The organism is Mycolicibacterium nivoides (genome assembly GCF_003855255.1).
Taxonomy (GTDB): domain Bacteria; phylum Actinomycetota; class Actinomycetes; order Mycobacteriales; family Mycobacteriaceae; genus Mycobacterium; species Mycobacterium nivoides.
Genome location: NZ_CP034072.1, coordinates 6,186,837 through 6,212,192, shown reverse-complemented (window position 1 = coordinate 6,212,192; position 25,356 = coordinate 6,186,837). Strand labels below are relative to the sequence as shown.

The 25,356-nt window shown below is 67.9% G+C and carries 19 protein-coding genes; 10 read left to right on the top strand and 9 right to left on the bottom strand.

Translation table 11 applies throughout. The features are described 5' to 3' along the window. Positions 1–41 precede the first annotated feature (41 nt). Together EH231_RS30240 and EH231_RS30235 are read right to left on the bottom strand one after the other, a co-directional pair. The gene (locus tag EH231_RS30240) at positions 42–4,346 is read right to left on the bottom strand and encodes an alpha-(1->3)-arabinofuranosyltransferase (RefSeq protein WP_241178208.1); all 4,305 of its coding nucleotides are present in this window, start codon (positions 4,344–4,346) and stop codon (positions 42–44) included. Positions 4,347–4,353: 7 nt separating this feature from the next. Next, positions 4,354–4,527 (bottom strand): DUF2613 domain-containing protein, encoded by a 174-nt coding sequence (locus EH231_RS30235; protein WP_003891682.1) that lies wholly within the window; start codon positions 4,525–4,527, stop codon positions 4,354–4,356. A 103-nt stretch (positions 4,528–4,630) separates the two neighbouring features. On the opposite strand from EH231_RS30235, the gene EH231_RS30230 reads away from it, so the two are divergent. Beyond that, positions 4,631–5,770 (top strand): glycoside hydrolase family 3 N-terminal domain-containing protein, encoded by a 1,140-nt coding sequence (locus EH231_RS30230; RefSeq protein ID WP_124713918.1) that lies wholly within the window; start codon positions 4,631–4,633, stop codon positions 5,768–5,770. A gap of 6 nt (positions 5,771–5,776) precedes the next feature. Here EH231_RS30230 and EH231_RS34675 read toward each other — a convergent pair whose 3' ends face one another. The 5 genes from EH231_RS34675 to EH231_RS30205 are packed head-to-tail and all read right to left on the bottom strand — an operon-like array spanning position 5,777 to position 12,533. After that, positions 5,777–7,234 (bottom strand): aminotransferase class I/II-fold pyridoxal phosphate-dependent enzyme, encoded by a 1,458-nt coding sequence (locus EH231_RS34675; protein WP_124713917.1) that lies wholly within the window; start codon positions 7,232–7,234, stop codon positions 5,777–5,779. Further along, positions 7,231–8,415 (bottom strand): amidohydrolase family protein, encoded by a 1,185-nt coding sequence (locus tag EH231_RS30220; protein ID WP_205265353.1) that lies wholly within the window; start codon positions 8,413–8,415, stop codon positions 7,231–7,233. The genes EH231_RS34675 and EH231_RS30220 overlap by 4 nt, the downstream gene beginning before the upstream one ends. After that, entirely contained in the window at positions 8,402–9,697 is a 1,296-nt protein-coding gene (locus EH231_RS30215) for an aspartate aminotransferase family protein (protein ID WP_124713916.1), read from the bottom strand. Before EH231_RS30215 ends, EH231_RS30220 begins: the two co-directional genes overlap by 14 nt. Further along, positions 9,694–11,187: an APC family permease gene (locus tag EH231_RS30210; RefSeq protein WP_124713915.1), complete on the bottom strand. Its 1,494-nt coding sequence runs from the start codon at positions 11,185–11,187 to the stop codon at positions 9,694–9,696. Before EH231_RS30210 ends, EH231_RS30215 begins: the two co-directional genes overlap by 4 nt. A gap of 26 nt (positions 11,188–11,213) precedes the next feature. Continuing rightward, entirely contained in the window at positions 11,214–12,533 is a 1,320-nt protein-coding gene (locus EH231_RS30205; RefSeq protein ID WP_090433646.1) for a type I glutamate--ammonia ligase, read from the bottom strand. A 141-nt stretch (positions 12,534–12,674) separates the two neighbouring features. Here EH231_RS30205 and EH231_RS30200 point away from each other — a divergent pair, with 141 nt between their 5' ends. The 6 genes from EH231_RS30200 to EH231_RS30175 all read left to right on the top strand — a co-directional run bounded on the left by EH231_RS30200 (position 12,675) and on the right by EH231_RS30175 (position 17,795). Beyond that, the gene (locus EH231_RS30200) at positions 12,675–13,472 is read left to right on the top strand and encodes a class II glutamine amidotransferase (protein ID WP_124713914.1); all 798 of its coding nucleotides are present in this window, start codon (positions 12,675–12,677) and stop codon (positions 13,470–13,472) included. Between the two features lie 5 nt (positions 13,473–13,477). Further along, positions 13,478–14,380, top strand: coding sequence for a MurR/RpiR family transcriptional regulator (locus tag EH231_RS30195; protein ID WP_241177840.1), 903 nt, complete (start codon positions 13,478–13,480; stop codon positions 14,378–14,380). 28 nt (positions 14,381–14,408) lie between these two features. Then, positions 14,409–15,029 (top strand): TetR/AcrR family transcriptional regulator, encoded by a 621-nt coding sequence (locus tag EH231_RS30190; protein ID WP_044514716.1) that lies wholly within the window; start codon positions 14,409–14,411, stop codon positions 15,027–15,029. Positions 15,030–15,110: 81 nt separating this feature from the next. Further along, on the top strand, positions 15,111–15,416 hold the full coding sequence (locus tag EH231_RS30185) for a type VII secretion target (protein WP_124713913.1): 306 nt from the start codon (positions 15,111–15,113) through the stop codon (positions 15,414–15,416). A 1-nt stretch (position 15,417) separates the two neighbouring features. Next, entirely contained in the window at positions 15,418–17,289 is a 1,872-nt protein-coding gene (locus tag EH231_RS30180) for an alpha/beta hydrolase (RefSeq protein WP_090433652.1), read from the top strand. Next, the gene (locus EH231_RS30175) at positions 17,286–17,795 is read left to right on the top strand and encodes a hypothetical protein (RefSeq protein ID WP_124713912.1); all 510 of its coding nucleotides are present in this window, start codon (positions 17,286–17,288) and stop codon (positions 17,793–17,795) included. Before EH231_RS30180 ends, EH231_RS30175 begins: the two co-directional genes overlap by 4 nt. On the opposite strand, the gene EH231_RS30170 is transcribed toward EH231_RS30175, so the two are convergent. Next, positions 17,792–18,880, bottom strand: coding sequence for a methyltransferase (locus tag EH231_RS30170; RefSeq protein ID WP_164481082.1), 1,089 nt, complete (start codon positions 18,878–18,880; stop codon positions 17,792–17,794). The genes EH231_RS30175 and EH231_RS30170 overlap by 4 nt on opposite strands. Positions 18,881–19,023: 143 nt before the next feature. Here EH231_RS30170 and EH231_RS30165 point away from each other — a divergent pair, with 143 nt between their 5' ends. Genes EH231_RS30165 through EH231_RS30155 form a run of 3 tightly spaced genes read left to right on the top strand, consistent with a single transcriptional unit; the run spans position 19,024 to position 24,627 of the window. Continuing rightward, positions 19,024–20,502 carry a DUF3375 domain-containing protein gene (locus EH231_RS30165; protein ID WP_090433656.1) on the top strand — a complete coding sequence of 493 codons (1,479 nt, stop codon included), beginning with the start codon at positions 19,024–19,026 and terminating at the stop codon, positions 20,500–20,502. Further along, complete coding sequence (locus EH231_RS30160) at positions 20,499–21,272, top strand: DUF4194 domain-containing protein (protein ID WP_090433658.1); 774 nt, start codon at positions 20,499–20,501, stop codon at positions 21,270–21,272. Before EH231_RS30165 ends, EH231_RS30160 begins: the two co-directional genes overlap by 4 nt. Then, positions 21,265–24,627 carry an ATP-binding protein gene (locus EH231_RS30155; protein ID WP_164481081.1) on the top strand — a complete coding sequence of 1,121 codons (3,363 nt, stop codon included), beginning with the start codon at positions 21,265–21,267 and terminating at the stop codon, positions 24,625–24,627. Before EH231_RS30160 ends, EH231_RS30155 begins: the two co-directional genes overlap by 8 nt. A gap of 16 nt (positions 24,628–24,643) precedes the next feature. Here EH231_RS30155 and EH231_RS30150 read toward each other — a convergent pair whose 3' ends face one another. Continuing rightward, entirely contained in the window at positions 24,644–25,324 is a 681-nt protein-coding gene (locus EH231_RS30150) for a TetR/AcrR family transcriptional regulator C-terminal domain-containing protein (RefSeq protein ID WP_090433662.1), read from the bottom strand. Positions 25,325–25,356 lie beyond the last annotated feature (32 nt).

Below are 25,356 nucleotides of genomic sequence, written 5' to 3'. Positions count from 1 at the left end.
GTTGTCAACAGCTCCGCCGAGTGATTCCGCACAACCCCAGTTCAGCCGTGGTCGGCCGGTGCCGGTGCCGGCTCCTGGACGGGGTCCGTCGTGCGCTCGCGAGTTCGCTGGGGAGTGACCGTGGAGGCCGCGACGAAGGTGACCGACAGCAGTGCGAGCAGCTGCACCCACGGCGAGTGTCCGACGTACCCGTCGACCGACCGCCAGGGGTACTGACTGAGCGTCGCGCCGGCCAGGATGAGCCCGCCCGCGGCTACCGCCACGGTCAGGTTGTCGCGCCAGCGTTCACGATCGCGCAGCACGTAGCGCACTCCGAGCGCGCCACCGGCCACCAATAGTCCGGGCAGGCCGGAGATGGCGGTCCCGACTGCGAGTACCGCCGCGCCGGCGAGCATCGGGGCCGGCTGCCATGGCCGCACCGGTTCGAGATCCGGATTGCGGCGCCGGGCCGGCCACAGTGCCAGCAGTGCCAGTACCGGCAGCAGCGCGAGCCCGGCGATCAGCCCGATGCGGTAGGGCCGGTTCGAGGGGAAGGACAGCGTCACCGGACCGCCTGGGCCGGCGGGGACCACCCAGCCCTGCTGCCAGCCGTTGATCTTCACCGGAGTCAGCGCCGCACCCTCGGCATCGCGCGCGATCCAGCCCGGGTTCACACTCTCGGGCACCACCAGGACCCGGGCGTTGGCTCCGGCCGGCACCTGCGCCTCCCGCCGATCCGCTGACCACACCGGGGTTTCGACGGGAGTCGTTGTGGCCGTGCGTAGTTCTGCGGCGGACGGCGTGTTGAGAACGACACCGTCGACGACGAACGCCGATCCGGGGCTGACCAGGAGTTCCTGCTGCCCGGCGGGCAGGGCGATCGGCCCGGTCCGGCAGGGATGGGCCGCAATCGGATCGCCGTCGAGCAGTGCCCCCACCGTGGTGCGCACCGAGGTCTGGACGAACTGCCCGGCCACACCGATGATCGGTCCCTGTCCGCACGGAAGGGACACCGTCCGTTTGCGATTGGCGGCGGAGTCGGCCGCGGCGATGGGCTTGCCGTGCACGTCCAGGACGGTCAGTTCGGCCAGACCGGGCGGTTTGAGCTGATCGAAGCCCAGCGAGGTGCGGTCGATGATGTCGTTCCACCCCAGCAGCGACACGGTGATGGTGTCCGTCACCCGTGGTTTGAGCTTCGCGGTCTGGGGTTCGCCGTTGCCGGACAGCCTGGTGGTCTGCGGGCCGTCGCCCAGGTCGATCGCCACCAGTGTCGGGTGTGCGGGCGGTTGGCTGGCGCCGGGATCGATGCGCAGCGCCCCGACTTCGGTCGGTGCGGGCAATTTCAGCGTCAGCGTGGGCGGCGCCTTGAACTGAACAACGCGCTGCGGTGCGGTCCAGGATGTCCGGGGGTCGCCGTCGGTGGCGGCGTAGGCCGAACCGAGGACGTCGATCGGGTCGGCGTCACCGGAGGCGCGGGTGGTCCCGGGCTGGGCGACCAGATCGGCCAGCTTGGGTCCCTGGCGCGACCGGATCCACACCGTCGGCTCGACGTCGGTGGGGGTGGGCACCGCCAGTGTGCGGCTCAGGTTGACGGGTTCCTCGGAGGCCAGCGCCAGCGCCGCCGCGCACCGCACCCCGGCCGGACTGTCCGCGCATCCTGCGCGGCCCAGGAGTTCTGTTCCGAGATCCCATTGTGCGACAACAGAATCCGCTGGTGGGGCGGGGACCTCGACAGTGTGCCGCAGGTTGATGGGGTGGGCGAAGCCCGACGCGTCGTACTGGGTCACCGACAGATCGGTGATGCCGAACTGCACACCGGCAGAACCGTCGTCGGTGGCGACCGCGGTGACCCGCACCCACGGCGTCTCACCGACCGGCAGCGGCACGGTCAACTGTTGGCCCGCGGTGTCGAAACGCAGACTGCTGGTGCCGGTGGCGGTGGCCACCTCGATGCGGCGCACCTGAGCGCCGACGGCCGTCGCGCTTGGGGTGATGGTCAGCGTGGCATTGGTGACCGGGTGATCGAAATCGACCTGAAGCCACTGGCCGACGGCGGCCTGAAGAGCGTTGGACACCCACGACGTCGAACCGTCGCTGTCGACGGCGGCGGCTGGCCCGGTGGCCGGTGCCACGTTGGGCAGTGCGGTGGAGTCCGCCGCCGAACTCGAAACCGATACCCGCCCGCCGTTCCACTTGCCGTACACCGGTGCGGCGCCGTCGGCCGGATAGTCCGGGACCCGATTGTGGGTGTGGCGGGCATCGTCGGGCGCGCGGATCGCGGAGGCATGGTCGTCGACGCGGCCGTAGTCGATCTCGCGGGCGGTCGGGGTGTCGGTGACGATCACCCCGGCGGCCCCGTCCGGTTGCACTGGCAGCCCGGCTCGTTCGGCGTCGGCGGTCAGCAGCATCGGCCCCAGTGGCGGCCGGCCGGCCAGGCGCCGGCGCTCGTCTAGGCGCAGCAGGGCCTCGGGTGCGCCGGCCACCCGGGTCATCGCATCGGCGTCGACGAGATAGGGCGCGGCCGGATTGGTTCCGCCGGTGTCGACGCGGTAGATCTCGACGGCGGGATACCGCGGCCGCAATCCACTGTCGGCGACGAAGCCTTCCAGCGTTCCCGGCCCTGTCGAGTCGCCGAACTCGGCGACTTTGGTGAGCCCGCGCGATCCCTCCAATGAGCGGTGCACCAATACCGGGCGGGCCGAACGGGATACGTCGGGATCCAGGTCGTTGCGCACCACCACGTAGGAAATGCCTTGCCGGGCAAGGGTGTCGGCCAGTCCCGCGGAGGGTCGGCCGGCGGCGAACAACCGCTGCACCGAATCGAGGGCGCGGATCGTCTCTGGCGGCGTCAGCGGTATCGAATCGCGCACACCCCACGGACTGGATCCGAGCACCTGCAGTGGCTCGTCGTGGCTATTGCCCCAGGTCTGGGTGGCGAACGGGGCGCCGGGGGCGACCAGGACCCGGCCCCGCTCGGTGTTGTGCGCATCCAGCCAGTCCGCGGTGTCGTGCCAGTACTGCGGGATCGCGGTGAACGTTCCGGCAGGCGCGATGCGGCCCGTCCAGGCGATCGAGGTCCCGGCGGCCAGGGCGGCGAGCACCACGATCGCCACCGCGATCCGCTTGTCGCGTTCGGGCCGGGAGAAGGCTCGCACCCACACGATCCGAGGCGCGCTTCCTGGCAGCGGAATCCGCCCCAGCAGATGAGCCAGGCCCAGTGCCAGCGGCAGTCGCAGCACCGGATCGAGCTTGGCCAGGTTGCGCAGCGGCGTGCCGGTCCCGTCCAGGAAGTCCTGAACGGCCGCCCCGACCGGTGAGCCCAGCCCGCCGGAGTAGCCGAGGGCCAGCAGCACCACACCGATCAGCAGCATGGTGATCAGCCGGCCCCGCGCGGGCATGGAGCGCAACGCGAGTCCGGCCAGTCCGGCGGCTGCCACCAGTGTGGTGGCCAGCACCGCGACGGTGCTCGTCACGAGCGAGGCCGCCGCAGTGGCGGTGGACGCCACGAACGGGGTCCAGGTGTGGGTACCGCGCAGCATCTCGGTCAGCGACATCCACTGTGTGGTGACGCCCGAGGATTCGATGAAGTCCAGGAACGGCGGGCTGATCCGGCCCAGCAGCAGCAGCGCCACCACCCACCAGGTGACGGCCAGAGCCCCGCACAGCGCCCACCATGCGGTGAATCGCCACCACAACCGGTTCGGCCGGTGGCAGGCCCACCAGATGATTGCGGCGAGACACCCGGTCAAGGTGGCGACCGCGTTCACCGCACCCATGAGCGCCACCGCGCCCGCGGACCGGGCGGCCAACATCCGTAGGCTCCGGTCGCCTTGACCGGATGTCGCCGCCGGGGCGGCTCCCCGGAACGCCAGGATGACCGGCAGCAGCACCCACGGTGCCAGCATCACCGGCAGCGTCTCCGACGAGATCGCGCCCAGTGTGGTCAGCACCCGCGGTGACAGCGTGAAGGCGAGCGCACCGAGCACGCGTGAACTGGAACTGCCGATGCCCAGTGCCTCCGCGACCCTGATGACGCCCCAGAAACCCACGGTCAGCAGCAGAGCCCACCACAGTCGCTGGGTCACCCAGCCCGGAATTCCGAGCAGATCACCGGCCAGGAAGAAGGTGCCGTGTGGAAAGAGGTAGCCGTAGGCCTGGTTCTGCGCCTGCCCGAACGGCAGGTCGCTGTTCCACAGATTGAACGCGCGCGCCAGGAACCGCTGCGGATTCGCGGTGAGGTCGAGCTTGGTATCGGGTGAAATCTCTCCGGGCGACTGGGCGAAAGTCAGGAGCAGTGTCGCCGCGGCGACCACCCACAACCAGCGCCGCGACAGTGGCGAGTCAGCTGCCCGCCGCGTCAGCGGCACATCCAAGCTAGGACCGGTCGCCGTACTCGACCCTGTTGAGCACCGATGACGCAGGGTCGCCCGCTTGCAGCGGAGGCTTCGTGTCCTGCTGCACCATTAGCGTCACACCGAAGACGGCAGCCGCCCCCAACAGCAGGCCGACGACAATGCTGGCCGCGGAGGGTACGACGAACCGATTCACCCGGCCAACCTAGCATGGCGACACCCCGGATCCCTGGGAGGTGGACCTGGGTCGACACGCGGAGAATCGATTACCGCTTGCTCAGCGGCTAAGGTCGGGGCCCATGGCTTCACCGCGTCTCGTCGCAACTTTCGCAGCGTTGTCCGGTCTGTTGCTGGCCTGCTCTCCGAGCACCCAGGCGCCGGAGTCCCAATCCTCGGACACGAAGCCGATGTCCACCCACGCGCCGATGCCGGCAGCGCCGGTGTGTGATCTGGCCAGCCTGTCACCCCGCGACAAGCTGGCGCAGCTGCTGACCGTCGGCATCAAAGACGCGGCCGACGCCCGTTCCGTGGTGTCCGAGCAGCACGTCGGCGGCATCATGATCGGCAGCTGGACCGACCTGTCGATGCTCACCGACGGCTCCCTGCCCGATATCTCGGCCGCCGGCCCGTTGCCGCTCGCGGTCACCGTCGACGAGGAAGGCGGCCGGGTGTCGCGGCTGGCCTCGTTGATCGGCGAGCAGCCGTCGGCACGGGTACTGGCCCAGACCAAGTCTGTCGACGAGGTGTACGGCATCGCGCTCGAGCGCGGGAAGAAGATGCGCGATCTCGGGATCACCGTCGACTTCGCGCCCGTCGTCGACGTCACCTCGGATGCCGACGACACCGTCATCGGTGACCGGTCCTTCGGCGATGACCCGGCCAAGGTCACCGAATACGCCGGTGCCTACGCCCGCGGGCTGCGGGATGCCGGCGTGCTGCCGGTGCTCAAGCACTTCCCGGGCCACGGCCACGGCTCGGGCGACTCGCACACCGCGGGCGCCGTCACCACGCCGCCCCTGGCCGAGCTGCAGAACAACGACCTCGTGCCCTACCGGACCCTGACCACGCAGCCTCCGGTCGCGGTGATGGTCGGGCACCTGGAGGTGCCCGGCCTGACCGGAGCGGATCCGGCAAGCCTCAGCCCCGCGGCTTATGACCTGTTGCGCTCGGGCAACTACGGCGGACCCGGCTTCAACGGTGTCATCTACACCGACGACCTCTCGAGCATGGCGGCGATCAACCAGCGCTATGGCGTGGCGGCGGCGGTGCTCAAGGCATTGCAGGCCGGGGCCGACAACGCACTGTGGATCACCACCGACGAGGTGCCCGCGGTCCTGGACGGCCTCGAGAAGGCACTGGCCGACGGTCAGCTGAACCAGGCAGCCGTGGATGCCGCGGTGCAGCGCAATGCCGACGCCAAGGGCGGGGTGCACTGCTAGTACCGGTTACCGCACGACGGTGACGACCTCGAGGCTCGGATCCGACGCGCTGATCGGATTGCCGGCCCCGCGTAGCGCGCGCAGCAGCGTGATGACGTCGGCGGTCAGCCGTTCGCCCGGCATGACCAAGGGGACACCCGGCGGGTAGGGCGTGATGGCCTCGGCGGCGACGCGGTCGGTGGCGTGGGCCGGCGGCACCGTCTCGGTGTCGGCGAAGAACGCTTCCCTCGGGGTCAGTACGGTCTCGGCGCGATGCGCGATCAGGTCGGCGATCAGGGTGTCGTCGTCACCGCCCGGGCCCGCGGTCGCATGTCCGGCCCAGGCGGCCACTTCGGCGAACCCCTCGGCGAGGCGGTCCATGTCGGTGTCGGTGTTGCCGATGGTGCTGATACACAGCACATGTCCGGCACCGCTGAGTTCGGGCTGGACGCCGTGCACCCGGTTGAGGCGCTCGACGATGTCGCGGGCATCGGCCGCCAGGTCACGGGTACCGATCAGCAGTTTGGTCTCATCGAGCTGATGGAACCCGGTCCCGGTTCCGGTGGCGTCCGCTGGTCGCAACACCCGCAGGCCCCGGATGTTCTCCAACCTGGCCGCTACCCGGCGAGCGCGGTCCAGTGCCGCGCCGAGCAATTCGGTTCCCTCGCACATCATCTGGCGGCGGGCCAGGTCGATCGAGGCCATGATCGCGAAATGCGGGCTCGTGGTCTGGATGAGCTGCAACGACCGCCGCACCGTCACCGGGTCCAGCGCGGCCGGGTCGATGTGCAGGACGGCGGCCTGGCTCAGCCCGGACAAGACCTTGTGCACCGATTGCACGGTGGTCACCGCACCGGCCCGCTCGGCCGGTACGGGCAAGTCGGGATGGAACGCGAAGTGGGGAGAGTGCGCGCCGTCGACCAGTAACCGGGCCCCGGCCCGGCGGCACACATCGGCCAGCACCGCGATGTCGGCGGTGGTGCCGTAATACGTCGGGTGCAGCGCCCACAACGCCTTGGCTTGACTTGTGGCCAAGGCCTTTTCGACCACGTCGGCATCCAGCCCGTGCGCGATCCCGAACCGCGGATCCCAGCGTGGTTCCAGCCAGACCGGGCGCGCACCGACCTGCACGAGTCCGGCGAGCACGGACTTGTGCGCATTGCGCTGAACCAGCACGGGTTCACCAGGGCGCAGCGCCGAGAGCGCCACGGCGATGTTCCCGCTGGTCGATCCCTGCACCAGGATGAAACTCTGCCCGACGCCCCAGGCATCGGCGATCAGCTGTTCGGCGGCGAGGATCGGCCCTTCGGGACAGTGCAGGGTGTCCGTGTCGGGCAGATTGTTGAGGTCGACGGCTGCGATGTGGTCGCGGAACCAGGGGTCGAGTGTGCGCCCGCCCTTGTGGCCAGGACTGTACAGCGGCGCCTGGTCGCGTTCGACGAATGTGCGCAGCGCTTCGAGAAGCGGTGCGGCGTCATGGTTCACAGCGAGTAGACCCGGTTGGCGTTGTGCACGCCGATCATGTCGACGATGCGGATGGCATCGGCCTCGCTGCAGTCCCCGGTCCGCACCCACTCGCCCAGCGTGAGTCCCATGGTGCGGCGCCACAACACCGAGCCGAGCAGGTGCAGTTCGGGTGGGCCGAAGGCGTCCGAGGAGTAGAGCTGTTTGGCGAACGGCGCGGTTTCGAGTGCTTCGGAGACCACGGCGTTCGAGCGTGCCCCGAGGTAGTTGATGGCAAGGCCGACATCGAAATTCACGTGGTCGAAGGCCTGGGCCAGGTAACCGGCCTGGCGGTGGAACGGATAGCAATGCAGCAGCAGCACCGGAACCGGCGCCATGGCGCGCAACAACGGCAGCAGCAGCATCGGGTCGGTGCGGTGCAGATCGAGGTCGCGGTCGCCGAACCCGACGTGGACCTGGATGGGCAGCCCGTGGTGGGCGGCCTCGTGTACCCCGAACGCGATCAGCACCGGACTGTCCACCCGTTGGGAGTCACGGGCGGCCAGTTCCCGGGCATGCTCGATCACCAGCTGATCGGTGGGACGCGACCAGTCGATGTCGAACGATGTGCGATAGGCCGCAATCGTCTTGGTGCCCACGATCTCCGGCGAGGCAACCGCTTCGGCGAGGGCGGACCGGAAGACCCCGGGAAACGCCTCGGGGCCGGTGCCGGACTCCAGGAGGTCCTGGGCCAGCTGCTCCAGCCGCAGGATTTCAGAGGACGGACGGCCGCTGAGTTCGGTGAGTCGCTGCGGGGTGGTGATGAGATCGCCCTGGAATCCGGTGTCGACGATCCACCGTTCGACCCCGGCCGGCGGCAACATGAGTGCCGCCAACTCGTCAGGGGTGAACTCGCTGCGCCGCTTCCAGTAGTCGTCGGCGTCGGCATGGGCGGGCAACCCGAGAACCGGTGCGCACCAACGCCGGATCGACAGGCCGAGTGGTGAGTCGAACTGCGTCATGAAATCGGGTATCGGGTCGGTGGACCCTTCGTTGATCGACGCCTCGAAGCCCGCCCGGTCGACGGGCTTGTGGAACGTTCCGTGCACATGGTGGTCGATCAACCGGATGCGGCGCAGGTGCTCGGCGAGTGCGTCGGGCACCGCACCGTGGACCCCGTCGAACACGTCGATCATCGGGCCGGCGATGTCACCATCCGGCATAGCGTGCAACCTCCTCGGCATCGACCCTCCCCGCGGCGGTGTCGGCGATCGCCGCGCCGAGGATCTCGGCGGCACGGTGCGCCTCGTCTTCGGACAGTACGAGTGGCGGGGTGATCTCCAGAACGTTGCCGCCGACGTAGTACACCACCGCACCGAGTTCCCAGGCCCGGTAACTCACCTGCGCCGCGAGTCGGGGGTCGGGTTCGCCGGTCGCCGGGTCGACCAGTTCCAGCCCGATGGCCAGTCCGCGGCCCCGCACGTCACCGATCAGCTCGGAGTCCAGTGCGCGCAACGCATCCTGGAGAACCGCACCGACTTTGGCGGCCCGCTCGGGTAGCTGCTCACCCGTGATGGTCGCCAGCACTGCCCGGCCGGCCGCGGTACAGACCGGATTGCCCGCGGTGGTCAGCAGTGCCGAGGCGGCCGGTTCGTCGAGCAGTTCGGCCGGCCCGACCGCCGCCGACAGCGGCAGGCCTCCGCCCAGGACCTTGCCGAACGTGACGATGTCGGGCACCACCCCGTCATGCTCGAACGCGTGCAGCGTGCCCGGCCGGCCCAGGCCCATCTTGACCTCGTCGCAGATCATCGGCACGGCGCGGCGCCGGCACAGGGCATGCAGCTCGGCCAGGAAGCCGTCGGGCGGGACCACGAGGCCGCCGTCGGACAGGATCGGTTCGACGATCAGACACGCGATCGCACCCGTCGCCAGGTGATGATCGGCCAGCTTCAGACAGGCCGCGACGTCGGCGGCGACATCACCGGCTGAGGGGCGGAAAGGGTTGGGGTAGGGCAGAAAGGCCACGTCGGGGTCCGGTGTGACGCCGGCGTCGACGTGGACGCCCGAGACCCCCATCGCGATACCGACGCCACCGTGGTAGCTGTGCTCGAACGCCAGCACGGTCCGCCGCCCTGTCGCATGGCGGCAGGCGCGCAATGCGACGTCGTTGGCGTCGGAGCCGGCATGGCCGAGGTAGACGCGCCGCTCACCGGATCCGGGGACGAGGCCCAGCAGATCCTCGGCCAACCCCACCGAGTCGGGGTGCACCGCCGACAGGCCGCCGGCACCGGGTGCGCTGCGCACGGCCCGGCTGACCGCTTCGGCGACCGCGGGATGTCCGTGCCCGAGACCGGATGCCGTCCACGTGGCCGACAGGTCGAGCAGGTCCCGGCCGTCGGGCGTGACCAATGTGCAGCCGTGCCCGGAGACCACCTCCAGCGGGAAGAAGCGCAGCTTCTCGATCCCGGCGATGGCTGCTTCGTCGCGGGCGTAGAGCGTGCTCACCCGACCTCCACCGGAGGCGTCAGCGCCAGCTCGGCGGTCAGTGATTCACCCACCCGTTTGGCGATACCCGAGGCGGCCAGCGCGATCACCAGCCCGACAACACACCAGTACAGGCCCAACAATGGTGCGGCGGTCCAGGTTTCGGCGTCCTTGACGTTGAACCACAAGACCACGGCGATCACCACGGCGCCCAGCAACGGCAACGCGAGTCCGAGCACCTTGTCCTGGCCGCCGTGCACCCCGACGAACCTGGGTGCGCCGACGAACCACGCCGCGGCGATCTCGACCAACAGGTAGCACACCATCAGGCAGACCGAACCGGCCACCGCGAACAGGAAGTAGGTATCGATCGCATCGTTCCCGGTACCCATGTCCGGCCAGTCGAGCAGGCCGCAGATCACGTCCACCACCAGGGCCAGTCCGACCACGAGCCAGGTGGCCCGCCGCGGACCGCCGGTCGCTTCGTGGATGTGTGCCAACGACTTCGGGCCGAAGCCGTCACGGCCGAAGGCGAACAGCATCCGGCCCGACGTCGCTGCGGTCGCCATGTGGCAGCCGAACGCGGCGACGGTCGCGGTGAAGATGATGAGCAGCGAGAACCACTGGCCGATGTAGCTGCTTCCCAAGTCTCCCAGCGTATTTCCCGAGCCCTGGAACGCGGCCAGGCCGGCCTCGTCGGTGCCGAAGCCGATCACCTGGGCGAACATGACGACGACGAACAGCACGCCGGTGAGGATCAGGGTCCCGCCCAGTGCCCGCGGAATGTTGCGGCCGGGGTTGTCGGTCTCCTCGCCCATCGAGGCGCAGGCCTCGAATCCGGCCCAGGACAGGAAGGCGGCGACCACACCGCTGAGAACCGCCGACGGCGATACACCACTGCCGGAGAAGGAGAAGACGCTGAAGTCGAATCCGGTGGTCGGAGCACCGCCCTGCGCGAAGATCGCGATGACCAGCACGATCATCGCGACGATGCCGATGCCTTCGATGCCCAGCAGGATCTTGGCCAGCACCCTGATGTCACGGCCGGCCAGTGCGAACGAGATGACCGCGCCGATCACCACGATGACCAGCCACGGCACCTGGTACGGGTTGTCGTTGCCCGGTTGCAGCTGCGCGATGAACGCGTTGGTGAAAGCCGCTGTCAGGGCGAGGGTTCCGATCGAGAACCCGACGTAGGCGCCGAGCATCGCGAAGCCGGAGAAGAACCCGGCGCGTGGACCGACGGTGCCGCCGACCAGCGCGTAGGCCGAGCCGGCATGGTTGAGGTGGCGGGTGAGCCGGACGAAGCTGTAGCCGACCAGCGCGACGCCGACCAGGCCGATCAGGAACACCAGGGGGATGGCCTTGCCCACAGTGCCGATCAGACCCTGACCGTTCCCGGACATCGCCAGGGTGGGGCCGACCGTCGCGACCGACAGCGCCAGCGCCACCCAGAACGGTAGGCGGCGGTGGGGTAGTTGATCGGAGTCGGCAGTGGCACTGGTTGTCATCGATGCTCCCTTCGGGGATGAACGGGTCAGCAACTCCAGGCCAGGCGCAGCGCCTGGCAGGTCTCGGCGAGCGGGCGGTCGCCGTAGGTGGTGAGCTCGTGGCGCCGCACGGCCGAGAGGCCTTCGACGACGGCCGGGGTCAGCAGATCCGCTGCCAGCGACGAGGATTCCAGCGTCTCGATCACCTCGCGGTGATCCGTCGGCAGCGGTTGAGACGCACTGGCGGCGGGATCGTCGGTCACCTCGACCGGCAACGGCAGGGTCTTGTCGATGCCACGCAACGCGCTACCGAGTAGCGCCGCGGCGGCCAGGTACGGGTTGGCGCTGGGGTCGATGATCTTCAGTTCGACGTTGGCGCCGTGCGGATTTCCCGGTGTCGCCGCGACGAACCGCACCGCGGCCTCGCGATTCTCCAGGCCCCAGCACTTGGTGGCACCGGCCCAGTTCCCTGGCTTGAGACGGGCTGCCGAAAGCGTCGATCCGGCGTATATCCCGAGCAGGTCCGGTAGGCCGTCCAGGATTCCCGCGATCGCGGACTCCCCGGCCTCGCGCAGGCCGTGCGGACCCTCGCCGCCGGACAGCAGCGGGCCGTCGGCATCGCCCAGTGACAGGTGCAGGTGTGCACCGTTGCCGGCCTCGCCCTCGAACGGAACCGGTGAGAAGGAAACCTTCAGCCCGTGGCGGGCGGCCACCCGGCCGATCACGATCCGCGCCAGGACGACACTGTCGGCCACGGCTACCGGCCTGGCCGGAGCCAGCGACACCTCAACCTGGTCGTGACCGTATTCGGTGTGCAGTTGTTCGATTTCGAGCCCGGCCTGTTCGGCGGCGACCGCGAGATCGACCAGGAAACCGGAGCGGTCGAGTGATGTCCGCATGCCGTACGGCGACCAGGGTCCGGCGCTGGCGTGGTCACCGTCGGCCGAGAGCAGGGTGAACTCGAGCTCCGCTCCTGCCAACACGTTCAAGCCGCGGTCTGTCGCACCGCGTTCGATGCCGGCCAGCAGCGACCGGGTACACAGCGGGGCCGGGTTGCCGTGCTGGTCATACAGGCCCGCGGGGGCCCAGGCCACGCCGTTGTCGATGACGCGCATGTCGGCCGGGTCGATGCGGATCCGCAGGTCGCCCACCACGCCGATGTCGGGGGTGAAGGCGATGCCGCTGTCCACGCAGAACACGCTCCACGACGGCGACACGCCCATCCCGGACTTCTCGAACGTGGAAAGACGCTGCAGTGGAACATATTTGGCGCGGGTCACGCCGGCGAGATCGGTCAGTGATCCAGCCACGATCTCGACACCCCGGGCGCGCAGTTCCTCGGTGCGTGACGTGATGGATGCCGGCATAAGTCCTCCTGAGGTGCTCACTCTCCGCGTACGCTATGTCATAAATGTTTCAGAATCTTTAATATCGTCGATCCACGATTGATTTGTTAGATTTTGGGAGCGAGGGTCCGGCTGAGGTCCGGGGACGAAGGGGTGGAGCCCATGTGCCGACTGCTCGGCGTGGTGTCAGCGCAGCCGATATCTGTCTTCGATGCGGTCGGGGCGCATGTCCTGAAAGACTTCGTGGCCCTGACCAAGGTGCACGGCGACGGCTGGGGTGTCGCACGGACCGAGCAGGCCGGACAGGCCCCGGGCGTCGCGGTGTCACCGGGCAGCGCGCTCGATGACCCGGCATTCGCCGCGGCGGTGGCAGGGCCGGCTGCGGTGGCCAGCGTGGTGCACCTGCGCTGGGCAACCAATGGTCTAGCGGTCGAGCCGCGGAACTCGCACCCGTTCGTGGCCGACGGAATTGCCATGGCGCACAACGGTTCCATCAAGCCCGCCGGGCCGCTCGACGAGCTGTTGGATCCGGATGTCGCGGCGTCGCTGCGCGGCACCACGGACAGCGAACGCTATTTCGGCATCATCCGGCAGCACCGTCGCGCAGCGCCGGATCTGGCGGAGGCGGTCCGCCGGGCGGTCGCGCAACTGCGACCGTTGTATCCGGAGGCGAGCCTCAACGCGCTCGTGCTCGGCGAGGGACAGCTGATCGCGGTGCACGCGCACGCCCACAGCTATCTGCCGGACGACGACGTCGAGGAGATCACCGCTGCCGACCTGCCGACCGAGCACCTCGAGGACTACTTCGCCTTGCGCTGGGCGCGTCCGGCCGACGGCACCCTCGTCGTCGGGTCGACCGGATTCGGCGATCTGGACTGGCAGGCGTTACCGCCCGAAAGTGTCACCGCGATCTCGATGAGTGACTTGTCGATCACCTCGGTGCCGGTCATGGCAGATTGACCGTTGTGGCCCCCGAATCGCGCCCGGAACCGACACCTGCCGCAGAAGCCGCGGCGGGTGCACCGACGGTGGAGGCGCGCACCACCGCGGCCCTGCCGACGTTGAGCAAAGCCGAACGACGGGTAGGGCGGGCGCTGCTCGCCGACTATCCGAGCGCCGGGCTGGCGAGTGCGGCCAGGCTCGCCGAGCGCGCCGAGGTCAGCCCGCCGACCGTGCTGCGGTTCGCGCAGTCTCTCGGCTACGACGGTTTCGCCGACCTTCAGGTCACGCTGCGTGCCGAACTGTCGACCCGATCGAGCGGACCGATCACCCGATTGCCGGACGCGCCGCCGGCCGGTGGCCTGCTCGATCGGCTGCTGCAGCAGGCGCGTGCGCAGAACGACCAGGCCGAACAAACGCTGTCGATGCTCCCCGAATCCGCCCTCGAGGCCGCTGTCGCGCTGTTGTGCGACACCAACCGGACCGTGTATCTGCACGGTGGCCGCTTCTCGCACCTGTTGGCCCTGCATCTGGCCGTGCATCTGGAACAACTACGGCCCGGGGTGCGAGTGCTCGGCGACCCCACCGGCAGCGATCTCGGCGCCCTGCTGGAACTGTCCCGCAGCGACGTGGTGGTGCTGTTCGATTACCACCGCTATCAGCGCAGTGCGGCCGATCTGGCCCACCGGGTGCATCGGGCCGGGGCCACCGTGCTGCTCATCACCGACGACCTGGCCTGTCCGGTGGCGCCGGACGCCGAGGTCGTGCTGGCCGCGTCGAGCACCGTGGGCACGACGTACCAGAGCATGGCGGCCGGATTCCTGCTCACCGAACTCCTCATCCCGCTGGTGATGGATGCGGTCGGGGAACCCGCACGGACCAGGATGGCGCTGTGGGAGGGACAACGGCGCGCTGAGCTGCTGCCCTGACCGTCAACAGGACGCTTATCCTGTTCGGATGGCAGGTGGAACCAAGCGGCTGCCGCGGGCCGTACGCGAACAGCAGATGCTCGATGCTGCGGTGCAGATTTTCTCGGTCAACGGTTACCACGAGACCTCGATGGACGCGATCGCCGCGGAGGCCGAGATCTCCAAGCCGATGCTCTACCTCTATTACGGCTCCAAGGAGGAGTTGTTCGGGGCCTGCCTGAACCGGGAGCTGACCCGGTTCGTGGATGTGGTGCGTGGCGAGATCGACTTCACCCAGAGCCCCAAGGATCTGCTGCGCAGCGCCGTGCTCGCGTTCCTGACCTACATCGATTCCAACCGGGCCTCGTGGATGGTGCTCTACACCCAGGCCACCAGCTCGCAGGCATTTGCCCACACCGTCCGCGAGGGCCGCGACCGCATCATCGACCTGGTGGCCAGACTGCTCAGTACAGGAACACGTAACCCTCAGCCCGACAGCGACTTCGAGATGATGGCGGTGGCGCTGGTGGGTGCCGGCGAGGCGATCGCCAGCCGGGTCAGCACCGGGGACGCCGACGTCAACGAGGCCGCCGAGTTGATGATCAATCTGTTCTGGCGCGGCCTGAAGGGCACGCCGTCGGACGCCGGAAGTCATCCGGTCGCCGGTTAGCCTCACGCGGCAGTGCCAGGGTGCGGCGCCATCGGAAAATTGGTGTCTGAGCGAACCTCTTCCCGGCGTTAGGCTCCCTGTGTGGGTTCCGTGCTGAAAGTTGCTCCGGCCGAATTGCAGTCGGCCGCCGCCGCCGAGACCGCGGTGGGCGGGGTCATCACCGGACTGGCGGTCGGGCAGCTGTTGACCGCAGCAGCAGCGGCCATGCCGGGTCTGCAGAGCGGTGCGGCCTGCGGCCAGGCCGCCACGGTGGTGGACAGCTCGGTCCAGGCAATCGGCGCCGAGGTCGGCACGCATGCCGACAATCTGAACACCGCCGCCCGTTCGTACCAGACCGCCGACGACGAGTCCGCACGCCGGCTGAAGTCAGCCCAGCCAGCGGGTTGACATGCCGGTGACGATCTCGCAGGTGGAGTCGTCCAATCCTGAGGCACTCGTGCAAGGCGGCGCCGACGTCAGCAGCCGCGCCTCCACGCTGTCGACCCAGATGGATCAGCAGCGAGCCATCATCGACAAGCTGCGTGCCGGCTGGACGGGGACGTCGGCCGATGCCGCGATCGCAAGCGCCACAGCGACTTTGGAAAGAATGCAGCGGCTCCATCAGAGCCTGACCGCGTTGAGTTCCGCCCTGCAGGACGGTGGCGGCGAACTGGTGCAACAACGCAGCCGCATCCTCGGGACCGTCGAACGGCTCGAGGGGCAAGGATGGCAGGTCGCTGACGACGGCACGGTGTCGATCCGCCCGGGCAGCGCACTCGATTTCTTCGCTCGGTTGAGTCCGGTGAATCGGCTGATGCTGCAGGCGATGGCGGCGAACGCCTCGTTGGACCTGAAGTCGATGCTGGCGCAGTTCGAGACCACCGACAACAAGGTCGGTCAACAAGTACGCGATGCGGTAGCGGCGCTCAGCACCCCGGATCCCAAGCAGTCGCCCGATCCGAACAGCCCCAAGGCATTGGTCGACCGGCTGGCCGGCATGACGCCCGACGAGCGGGCCGCGTTCCTCGCGGGTCTGAGCCCGGAAACCCTGCACGAGATGGTGCTCGCCGACCCGCAGGTGATGGGAAACACCGACGGTGTGCCGTTCGACACCAGGATCGAAGCCAACAACATCAACATCCGCAACGCACTGGACGCGGAGTTGAAGAAGCAACCACCCGACGACGCCCGGGTCAAGCAGTTGCAGGCGATGCTCACCCCGATCGAGTTTCCGCCCGGCAGCGGCACCATGGTGCCGCGCAAGTTCGTCGGGTTCTCGACCGAGGGCAACGGCCGGATGATCGAGATGATCGGCGACATCAAGCCCGGCATCAAGGGTGTCGGTGTGGTGGTCCCCGGTACCAGCACCAACCTCAACGGCAGCGCCTCGAACCACAACGCGGCGGTGGAACTGGCACGACAAACCGGATCCCCGATCTTCCTCTATATGGGCGACGACTTTCCCCAGGATCTCGGCAAGGCGTCGGACCCGTCCTACGCCGCGTCGATGGCGCCGAAGTTGGTGTCCTTCGGTCATGAGATCGACCGTGCGGTGGGTGCGGGAGCACCCGGCACGCCGGTCACCTACATCGGCCATTCCTACGGCGGTGCCATCGTCGGGACCGCCGAACAGATGGGGCTGCGGGCCGACCGCGTCCTGCACGCATCGTCGGCGGGCACCGGCATCCTCACCGGGGAGTACACCAATCCGAACCCGAACGTGCAGCGTTATTCGATGACCGCACCCGGTGACCCCATCGCGCTGGTTCAGTCCCTGCCACGCGAGCTCGTCGACAACGGATCGATCGGCCTGCCGGATTGGATTCCACACACCGTCGACGGGCAGCTCGGCAACCCGCTGGGAGGGCTGCCCTCGGCAACCGACCCCGACAAGATTCCCGGCGTCACGCGTCTGGACACCGGGTACTACGGGCGGGAGGGCCCGCACCACGGCGAGGTGATCGTGGGACAGAACGCGCACGGCGAGTACTGGAACGACCCCGATTCAGATGCGTTCCACAACATGGTCGCGGTTATCAACGGTGGCGAGGCCACCGGCTATGTGGAGCGTGGGATCGAGACCAACTACGTGGACATCGACGTCGGTGATGACGGGAATTTCCAGGCCGAAGCCAGTGACCAGGCACGGGCCGGCGCCGGACCGAAGATCCCCGAACTGCCCTGGGATGATGATGGATCCTACGAACGGCGGCAGCATCCGTGGGAAAATCCGCGGGTGACGGATCATCCCGAAGCCGGCCCCAAAGTGCAGGTCAAATGAGGCTTCTCACAACGCTTTTTGTGGCACTGAGCCTGATGGCCACCAGTGCCTGCGGATTCCTCCACAAAGACCGGCCACCCACCGACGATGAGGCGACGATGCAACCCACCACCTTGACCGTCACCGAGGCCGCCCGGGTGGTGGCCGGCTATGTGTCGATGATCGTGGGCAAGCCCATCGATCCCGATCCCGCGCACGCGGCCCTGCACGGCTGCCGGACGAATGCCGGGATGATGCCGGACGGCCCGCCGTGGCGGGTGTACCGCAACGCGTGGATCGTCGACCCGGCGCCCGACCTCGTCGAATCGGCGCTCAAACGCATCGAAACCCTGGTCGACGAAGGTTTTGCCCCCATCCCGTGGACCCGGCCGGAACCAGAACCGCCGAACAGCAAGGCCTACGAGGACGGCCGCGGGTACATCGTCTCGGTCAAGGCCGAAACCACGGCGGGCGGTATCTACGGACTCAATGTGGCCGCCACCTCGCCGTGCGCGAACGACGACTAGACCGCCACACCCTCCACGAGGCTGAACGGTGACGCCGTCTCGACCACACGCGTGAGCCGGAATCCAGCCTGCTCGTAGAGCTTTCGGTAATCGGCCGCGGTACGTTCGCGGGCGGCGATGCCGATCAGCATCTCCATATCGGTCCACTTGCCCAGGAACTCCCGGTCGTGGTCGGGGATCACACCTTCGATCAGCAGCAGGGTGGCGCCCGGCGCGGCCGCCGCCCGCACATTGCGCAGGATCGCCAACGCCTCGTCGTCGGGCCAGTCGTGAATGATGTTCTTCAGCAGGTAGGCGTCTGCGCCGCCGGGGACACTGTCGAAGAAGGACCCGGGAACCACCTGAACCCGATCGGCCACTCCGTACTTGCCCAACATCGCCGGTGCCCCGTCGACCACCTGGGGCAGGTCGTAGAGCACCCCACGGGCGGCCGGGGTGGCGGTCAGTACGGCGGCCAGCAGCCGGCCGTGCCCGCCGCCGACATCGGCGATGGTGCCGAACCGGGTGAAGTCATAGGCGGCCACCACGGGGGCGATGGCAAGCTCTGAGATGCTGGTCATGGCGTCGTTGAAGATCGCGCCCAGTTCGGGCTCGGAGCCGATGTAGTCGAACGCCCCTTTGCCGCGCAGCTTGGGGATGACCGCCTCACCGGTGCGGACCGCTTCGGCGAGGTGGCTCCAGTGCTCGCGATGCTGCGGCGAGCCGACGAATTTCGCCATCCCCGCGATCGAGACCGGGGCGTCCTTGCGCAACGTGTCGCCCAGCGCGTTCAGCGCGTAGCGGCCGTCTCGGGTACGGCGGAAGACGCCCTCGCTGACCAGCGCCCGCATCAACCGGTCCAGGGTGTCGGGGTTGGCCTCGACCCTGCGCGCCAGCTCCTCGGCGCGCAGCGGGCCGTCGGCCAGTGCGTCGGCAACCCCGAGCTGTGCGGCGGCGGCGATGCCCTGGGCGACCCACGCGCCCAGGATCATCTCCAGCATCGCCGCGGGCGGCGGGACCGCGCGCTGATGCAGGCGACGCAGGTGATGGCGGACGCGTTCGGCCGCGCGGACCAATCCGGCGGGCGGCACCTTGGCAGGAGTCACCGGATGACTCTAGGGCAGGTGGGCTGCGGTGTCGGTCACAATGGCCGGTCTGACAGCTAACAGCAAACCGAACTGGAGTCGGACCCTGTCCCGTCAGCCGCCTAAAGTAGTGCCGATGTCCAACGCGAAACGAGGGGCCGGTCATGCCTGATGCCGCCGCTGTCCCCGGCCATGGGTCGCTGGACCAGCTCTACCAGCTCAACCGCGAGGTCGCCGACTCGCGCTCGGCGCGGCTGCTGGTGACGAACAACCTGGCCACCTACATCACGCTGATGGAACGCCACCTGGACCGCGGGGCCAAGCTCACCGAGATGGAGCTGGTGATCCGGCTCGAACGTGACCTGGCCGATCTCGGCTCCGAAACCGAACAGTCGGGCCTGGCCCTGATCAAGTACTGGGCCAGCCAGGGCTGGCTACACCGGATCACCGAACAGGCCGGCGACACCGAACGCAACGTCTGCTACCTCACTTACGAGGCGCGAGCCGTGCTGGATTTCGCGCGCCGCATGCGTCGCGAGGACACCATCGCCACCGGCGGCTCGATCACGGGCATCGCCGCGGGGCTGCGGCGGGTGGCCGGACAGGTCAGCAACGATCCCGAGCGCATCCGCGCCGACATCGAAGCCGAGATCGCCAAGCTGCGTGACGAATTGGATGCCCTGGACCAAGGTCAGCGCCCCGAACCCGACCTGGTCGACGTCGAGGATGAGGCCCGTGCCATCGCGCTGCAGATGGAGCAGATCGTCTCGGACATCGGGCAGTACGGCAGCATGCTCAACCGGATCACCACCCGGCTGCTGGATGCCTCCGCCGACACCGATCTCGGCTACCGCGAACGTCAGCGCCAGTTGTTCGACGACTACGAGTCGCTGTTCGCATCCCGCGAGAGCGCGTCCTACACCGCCTTCACCCGGATGATCCAGGATCCTGAGCAGCGGGCCGCGTTGGTGAGCGACATCGAGATGGTGACCCGTCAGCTGCCGCACCTGGATCCGGACCTGCGTGCGGTGATGACGGGGTTCTTCAGCCTGGTCTCGGCACAGACGGCCGAGGTGGGCCGGACCAGGCAGCGCTGCGCTCGCCGGATCAAGCGCTTCGTCGCGTCCGGCACGCTCGAGCAGAGCCGCGGCGTCACCCGTCAGCTCAACGACGCACTGGCCAGTGCGCACGAACTGCTCAGCGTCTCGCTCGCCGACAGCCGTATCGGCATCGAGGTGCCGTTGGTCCGGACGGACTTCAATTCGATTGGCGCCGTGGCGTTCAAGATTCGTGACGCCATCCCGCCGTCGCAGGCCGAATCGTCGGAGGGCGAGGTGAATCTGTCGGCGTTCTCGGCCCTGGCCTCGCAGGTGGACGCCGCGGAACTGGCCGAGCTGATCAACGGCGCGGTGGCGGCCGGGCCGTTGTCGCTGCCCGACGCGATCGGCATGCTGGACTCGGCCTACCTCGGACACGTGATCGTGCTGTGGTCCTGGGCGCTCAAGCAGCATCAGTCAGGAGTCGAATCCGCGCAATCGGTCCAAGTCCGGTTCCGGTCCCTTGAGGGGACCGACCGCGAAATCGAGATCCCCAGACTGGTTTTCACCGAGCCGATCCCTACTGCCAGCGAGAGCATTCTATGACCGACACCCCGGACACGTCGCGCGACCCAGATGCAGTGCCGGTCTCAGATGCGGCGATCGATTTCGACGCTCTGCCCAGCATCGACTCCGTCGAGCGGTCCACCGACCAGCGCCGCGCGCCCCGCTTCGACGGCGATGTCAGCGAACTGCCCGACCGGGCCTGCTGGGCACTGCAGCACCTGCTCTCGCGTCGTTACGTCAGCAAGGACAACCACTCCGAGCTGTGGTCGTGGGTGACTCGGTACCGCACCGAACTCACCGTGCGGCTGTCGGAACTCGATATGCGGCTGTGCATCTCGGACGATCACGACATCGCCTACGTCGAGCAGGCCGACTACGAATCGCAGTGGCGGCGCCGGTTGCTGCGACGCGAGACCCTCAACACCTACGACTCGATCCTGGCCCTGCACCTGGCCAAGCTCATGCGTGCCGCGGCGCGCGACGAGAACGTGTTGATCAGCCGTGACGAGATCCACGAGCTGTTCGCCGGGGTCAACAACGACACCGACCGCGACACCGCCTCGTTCGACAAGCGAATCGACAACGCAATCGAGCGGCTCACCGACATCGAGATGCTCGCCCGCAACCGGGAGGACGAGGACAGCTTCACCATCAGCCCGGTGGTCAACGCGATCATGACGGCCTCGATGATCACCGAACTGCAGCAACAGTTCGAGCAGCTCAAGCGGGCTGCCAACGGCACGGTCGAGGATTCCGACGACACCGATGCAGCCGAACGGCTCGAGGACGAAGTGGACGCTCATGGCTGAACCGACCAATCAGTTCTCTCTGTCGCGCCTGCAGGTCATCAACTGGGGCGTGTTCGACGGGTACCACTCGATCCCGTTCAGCCGGCACGGCACTCTGATCACCGGATCCTCGGGCAGCGGTAAATCCTCACTGCTGGACGCGATTTCGCTGGCCTTCCTGCCTTCACACCGCCGCAACTTCAATGCCTCCGGCGACACCACCGCTGCGGGTGCGGGCACCGGCAAGCGCACGGTCGACAAGTACGTCCGCGGTGCCTGGGGTGAGCGACGCGAGGGCACCAGCCGCCAGATCATGTATCTGCGCGGGACCGGGCCGGCCTGGTCGGCTGTCGCGGTCACCTACAGCGACCGCACCGGGCGCTCGGTCACCGGGCTGGTGCTCAAATGGCTGGCCGCGGAGAAGACCTCGGACCCGGGCAGCCGGTACTACCTGATCGACGACGACCGCGACATCTTCGGCCTGTGCAACCGCTGGGCGGCCAACGGCTATGACGCCGCGGTGTTCCGCGACGACGGTTGGACCGGCGGTCGCAGCGAGAGCCAGTACCTGGCCCAGCTGTACTCCAGCATCGGCATCCGTGCCTCCGAGGCGGCCCAACAGCTGCTCGGTAAGGCCAAGTCGTTGAAAAGCGTTGGTGGACTTGAGCAGTTCGTGCGCGAGTTCATGCTCGACGAGCCCGCCAGTCTCAGCGGCGTAGAGGAGGCCCTCGAGCAGATCAACCCGCTCGTCGAGGCGCGCGGCCTGCTCGACGTGGCCCGGCGCAAGCGCAATACCCTCGGCAATATCGCCGCGGTCCAGGCGCGGTACGCCGAGGAGGCGGCCAAGTTCGGGGTGATCGACACCATCGACAACGTGATGATCCGCGATTACGTCGACCATGTGCGGCTGGCCCAGGCCGGTCCGGAGATCGCCAATCTCGACGATCAGATCACGCAGCTCGGTGCCCAGCGCGATGAGTTCGGTTCCCAGCAGCGCCAGTTCAAGAACGAACACAACTCGCTCATGGCGCAGATCAACACCGTCACCGTGGATCTGGTGCCGCTGCAGCAACGGCTGACCGAGGCCGAGCGGATCAGCGAGGAAGTGTCCCGCCGGCGCAGCGGCTACGAAGACAAGGTCACCTCGCTCGGGTTGACGCCGCCGGACAACGGCGAGGAATTCTGGTCGCTGCGTGAGACATTGATGGAGGAAGCCGACCGGCTGCATCGCGAACTGTTCACCGGCAACCAGCCCTACGTCGAGGCCTCGGCGAAGGAAGTCCGGGCCCGTGAGGCGCGGGAGAGTGTGGAAGCCGAGCTGGAACGGGTGCAGCGGCTGGGCTCTCCGCTGCCGAGGACCGAGTACGAGATGCGGGCGCGCATCGCCCGTGCTCTCGACATCTCCGAGCGCGATCTGGTGTACGTGGCCGAGCTGATGGAGCTCAAGCCGGACGAGTCGCGGTGGCGGCTGGCAGTCGAAAAAGTGTTGCGCGGCGCCGGATTACGCTTGCTGGTCCCCGATGCCTACATGGAACGGGCACTGCGGTTCGTCAACGAGAACGACATGCGCGGCCGGATCCAGTTGCAGCATGTCCAGCACGGTTCGCAGTTGCGGACCCCGCCTCCCGGCACCTTGGCCACCAAACTCCAGCTCGCCGACCCGACACACGACAGTGCCGTGGAGGCGCTCAATGTGATCGCCGGCATCGGTGACTACGTGTGCGTCGACGGGCCGGAGGAGTTCACCGAGCAGTCCCGCGCCGTCACCGACCAGGGCCTGCGCAAGGACAGCGGCCGGCTCTCGATCAAGGACGATCGATCGAGGCTGCGGCCCTCGGACTACATCTTCCTCGGCGGCACCGCTGCCAAAGTCGAAGCGCTGCAGGATGATCTGACCGCCGCGCAGGATGTGTACCAGGTGGCGCGCACGGCGCGTGAGCGGCTAGACGAGCACCGCGGCCAGCTGCAATCCCGCGAGCGGGCCTGCCGGGCATTGTGCGATCAGTTCATGCAGTGGAGCGACATCGACACCGATTCGGTCGACGAGATGCTCGAGCGGCTGCAGGACGAACACGATCTGCTGGTCTCCGACAACCCCGACGCCGAACGGCTGCAACAGCGGGCCGACGAATGCTGGGAGCGCGTCGAGAAGGTCATCCAGCAGATCGGCTCGCTCAACGAACGTGAGACCACACTGGACCGCAGGCGGACCGCGCTGCTGGAGTTGAGTGAGGTCCTGACCGAGCGCCTGGGGTCCAGCGAGTTCCCGTCGCACGCCCGCGACACGATCGACGGCTATGCCGCCGACATCGCCCTGACCCTTGAGTTGCTCGAACCCGAGCCGTACCGAAGCGAACTGACCCGCGTCATCAGCCGCGAGCGGGACCGCTTGCGGGCGGACCGCAACCGTTCGCACGACGAGTTGGCCGGCATCATGGCGGCCTACGACAGCTCGTTCCCCGATGCGATCCCCAACGACAGCGACGTGTTCGACGAGCGGGTGCACGACTACGTGGCGTTGTGCCGTCGGATCGACGAGCGGGAGCTGCCCGACGCCTACGAGCGCATGCAGCGGCTGATCACCGAACAGGCGCCGGGCGCGATCCTGAACCTGCACATGATCGCCGACAACGAGGCGCGGCGGATCACCGAGCAGATCGCCCGCGTCAACACGGGCCTGGGTGCGGTGGAGTTCAACCGCGGCACCCGGCTGACCCTGCACGCCGGTACCCGGCATCTGGCCGCGGTCGACGAACTCAACGAGAAGGCCCAGCGCATCTCCTCGCGGGTGTCGCTGGTGAGCTTCGGCGACGAGACCGCGATGTTCGATCAGTACACCGACATCCTGCAGCTGCGGAAGTTGTTGGCCGGCAACACACCCGAGGACCGGCAGTGGACACGCGATGCGCTGGATGTGCGCAACCGGTTCGTGCTGTACTGCGAAGAGCGCGACGCCGAGACCGGCGAGGTCATCCGGACCTACAGCAATTCCGGTGACAACTCGGGTGGTGAGCAGGAGAAGCTCATGGCGTTCTGCCTGGCCGGGGCGCTGAGCTTCAACCTGGCCAGCCCGGACAGCAATGACACCCGGCCGTTGTTCGCCCAGCTGATGCTGGACGAGGCGTTCTCAAAGTCGGATCCGCAGTTCGCCCAGCAGGCACTGTCGGCGTTCCGCAAGTTCGGTTTCCAGTTGGTGATCGTGTCGACCGTGCAGAACAGCACGACGATCCAGCCCTACATCGACAACGTGGTGATGGTGTCCAAGTCCGACGCATCGGCGCCCAATGCCCGGCCCGTCGCGTCGGTCACCTCGGCGTCGATCTCCGAATTCGCCGATCTGCGAAAGACTTCGGGGGACGCGGTTCCCAGCGCCTGACCTTGCGCCTAGTGGGTTAGAGCCAGCTTTCGCGCTGTCGCTCCAGTCCGTCGAGGATGAGGTCGAGTCCGATGCCGAACTCCTCGACATACGCGTAACCGGGCTTCAGGGCGCGGTCGACGATCATCGCGGTGAGGTGCGGGAACTCGCCGCCGGGCATTTGCTCGAGAATCGAGCCTCCCACGTCCTCGAGCTCGGCCGGTGATTGGAAGGGCAGGCTGAGTTCCTGCAGTGTGGAACCGTAGATGTAGCTGTCCAGAACCGAGAATGCGTGTGCCGCACCGGCAATGGAGAAGCCACCTGACCGGAGGCAACCGATGGCCGCGTTGTGCTGGCGCAGAGTAGCGGGACCGGGGTTCGTCCGTGAGTCCATCAGGCGGATCGCCCACGGGTGACGGATCAGTGCGGCGCGCATCGAAACTGCCCGCTGTCGCATCGCCGTCCGCCAGTCGGCGTCGTCCGGTGGGAGTTCGATCTCGTCGAAGACGATGTCGACCATGCCGTCGAGGATCAGTTCCTTGTTGCGGAAGTGGTGGTACAGCGACATCGATTCGACGCCGAGCCGCTCGCCGAGCCTGCGCATACTCGGCACACCGCCATCGGCCTCGTCAGCCAATGCGACCGCTGTGCGAAGCACCAGCTCCTTGCTGAGCGGGTTGCGGCGGGCGGCAGGTGTCCCGGCTGGGTCGGTGGTCAACGAAGGGTCCTCCTGTCTCGGTCCAGAAGACG

Coding starts and splice junctions, on each gene's coding strand:
- EH231_RS30210 (WP_124713915.1), bottom strand. CDS start 11,187: ATGACAACCAGTGCCACTGCCGACTCCGATCAACTACCCCACCGCCGC.
- EH231_RS30200 (WP_124713914.1), top strand. CDS start 12,675: ATGTGCCGACTGCTCGGCGTGGTGTCAGCGCAGCCGATATCTGTCTTC.
- EH231_RS30165 (WP_090433656.1), top strand. CDS start 19,024: ATGCCTGATGCCGCCGCTGTCCCCGGCCATGGGTCGCTGGACCAGCTC.
- EH231_RS30155 (WP_164481081.1), top strand. CDS start 21,265: ATGGCTGAACCGACCAATCAGTTCTCTCTGTCGCGCCTGCAGGTCATC.
- EH231_RS30160 (WP_090433658.1), top strand. CDS start 20,499: ATGACCGACACCCCGGACACGTCGCGCGACCCAGATGCAGTGCCGGTC.
- EH231_RS30205 (WP_090433646.1), bottom strand. CDS start 12,533: ATGCCGGCATCCATCACGTCACGCACCGAGGAACTGCGCGCCCGGGGT.
- EH231_RS30175 (WP_124713912.1), top strand. CDS start 17,286: ATGAGGCTTCTCACAACGCTTTTTGTGGCACTGAGCCTGATGGCCACC.
- EH231_RS30220 (WP_205265353.1), bottom strand. CDS start 8,415: ATGCCGGATGGTGACATCGCCGGCCCGATGATCGACGTGTTCGACGGG.
- EH231_RS30190 (WP_044514716.1), top strand. CDS start 14,409: ATGGCAGGTGGAACCAAGCGGCTGCCGCGGGCCGTACGCGAACAGCAG.
- EH231_RS30230 (WP_124713918.1), top strand. CDS start 4,631: ATGGCTTCACCGCGTCTCGTCGCAACTTTCGCAGCGTTGTCCGGTCTG.
- EH231_RS30180 (WP_090433652.1), top strand. CDS start 15,418: ATGCCGGTGACGATCTCGCAGGTGGAGTCGTCCAATCCTGAGGCACTC.